Source organism: Sphingobium sp. 22B, from assembly GCF_001580035.1.
In the GTDB taxonomy this organism is placed as follows: Bacteria; Pseudomonadota; Alphaproteobacteria; order Sphingomonadales; family Sphingomonadaceae; genus Sphingobium; species Sphingobium fuliginis.
Genome location: NZ_LTAB01000071.1, coordinates 1 through 1491 on the forward strand (window position 1 = coordinate 1; position 1491 = coordinate 1491).

At 60.6% G+C, this 1491-nt stretch carries 2 protein-coding genes and 2 pseudogenes; all 4 read right to left on the bottom strand.

The features are described from left to right. Positions 1 to 137: 137 nt before the first annotated feature. Complete coding sequence (locus A0J57_RS24945; protein WP_046766339.1) at positions 138 to 467, bottom strand: transposase; 330 nt, start codon at positions 465 to 467, stop codon at positions 138 to 140. A gap of 84 nt (positions 468 to 551) precedes the next feature. Then, positions 552 to 692 (bottom strand): hypothetical protein, encoded by a 141-nt coding sequence (locus A0J57_RS26770; protein WP_157035906.1) that lies wholly within the window; start codon positions 690 to 692, stop codon positions 552 to 554. 225 nt (positions 693 to 917) lie between these two features. Continuing rightward, a pseudogene (locus tag A0J57_RS24950) lies at positions 918 to 1151 on the bottom strand (transposase); the annotation flags it as partial. 51 nt (positions 1152 to 1202) lie between these two features. Continuing rightward, positions 1203 to 1491 (bottom strand): annotated as a pseudogene (locus A0J57_RS24955) (transposase); the annotation flags it as partial.

Below are 1491 nucleotides of genomic sequence, written 5' to 3' on the forward strand. Positions count from 1 at the left end.
GATCTCTCATCAGCATGTATTTATTAAGTAAAATTAGCCTGGCCGCCCAGGACTCCACATAATCCCACGCGCCGCATAACGCCGCATGTCCGTGTGCCCCGTYGCRATCCATATCCGAACGCCGGAGGGGAYTGGGATCACGGCTTGACCGACCGCAGTACTGCCGACACCAGCCCCGGCGAGGCGCCAGCAGTTATCCGCACGATCGCCCGCTCGAACTCCACAGTGATCGCCGATCCGGTCACTGGCATCGGATCGGGCTGCACCTGCACTTCTGCAAAGCCTTGGGCTGCCTGCCCCATCTGCCGCCGCCATCTGTAGATCTGGTTCGGCCGCAGATCGGCACGGCGGGCAATCTCCGCCACGTTAGCACCGGGCGCCGAAACCGCCGCGACGAGTGTGCGCTTCTGCTGGTCGGTCCATACACGTCGCCGCTCCGGCCCCGAAATTACCGTGATCTGACTCATCGCACCGTCCTTAGTATCGGTGCAAACACCGGCGCTTGCACCGGTACCATCTCGAAATATCAGCCGATCACCGCAAGGCGGCCCTCACCGGAGCGATACGACCGGGCGATCATCGACATCGGGATTGACCGCCGCCATGTGCATGGTCGAACCGATATCAATGGCTGCCGCGCCAGGCGACAGCATGGGTAGAGCGTCAATGCCGCCCGATTTTGATTTGTTCACTCCATTCCTCCATCACAACTGGAGGGTATGGGCGATGCAAACCGTCATCTTCCTAACCGGGGTCGCCGAGGACGGCGCCACCACTCTCAAGTACGCAAATGCCCACGGGCCACGTTTTTTAACGGGGTATCACACCACCAATAAGCTAACGGCCGCGACCCTCCGCCTGCCATCATACCACGGCCCGTTTCTACCGCGAACAGGCGGGCCAAACCCGCGATCGTTTTTTAGTATATCGCGCTCCTCGGTCACCCGGGCCAACTCGCGCTTCAACTGACGGATCTCGGCATCCTTGCCGGCATCGCCAGACACCACCTTCGCCAGTTGCCGCTTCCATGCGTACAGCGAATGCTGGCTGACGCCGAGCCGCTCGGAAACCTCCGCTACCGGATACCCGCGCTCGGTGATCTGGGCCACCGCATCACGCTTGAACTCATCGCTGAAATTGGGCTTCCCCATCGTCGTCTCCTGTCCTCAAAATTAGGATAGAAGGCGTCCAGAAATCTAGGGGCTACTCACCGTGTATTGACGAGCGACACCGCAGGAGGACTTGCCCTGCTTGAGAAAGCCGGTCTCATTGATGACCAGGACCGCGTCAGCTGTGGCAAGGTTTTCCACGACATAGTCACGCACGATGTCACGCAGCGCATCCGCGTCCCAGCGTCCGCGACCCAGAATGGCCCGCTGTCGCCAGGGCTCAGGATCTCCGGCCGCCTCTGCACGCATCCATCCTGTTTTGCGCCGTTTCTCACCCAACAAACCATCCAGGAAAAGATTGGCCGATGCCGCAACGCGTTCC

Bases quoted from the DNA above. Each gene is read 5' to 3' on its own strand.
- A0J57_RS24945 (WP_046766339.1), bottom strand. From the start codon at position 467: ATGAGTCAGATCACGGTAATTTCGGGGCCGGAGCGGCGACGTGTATGG.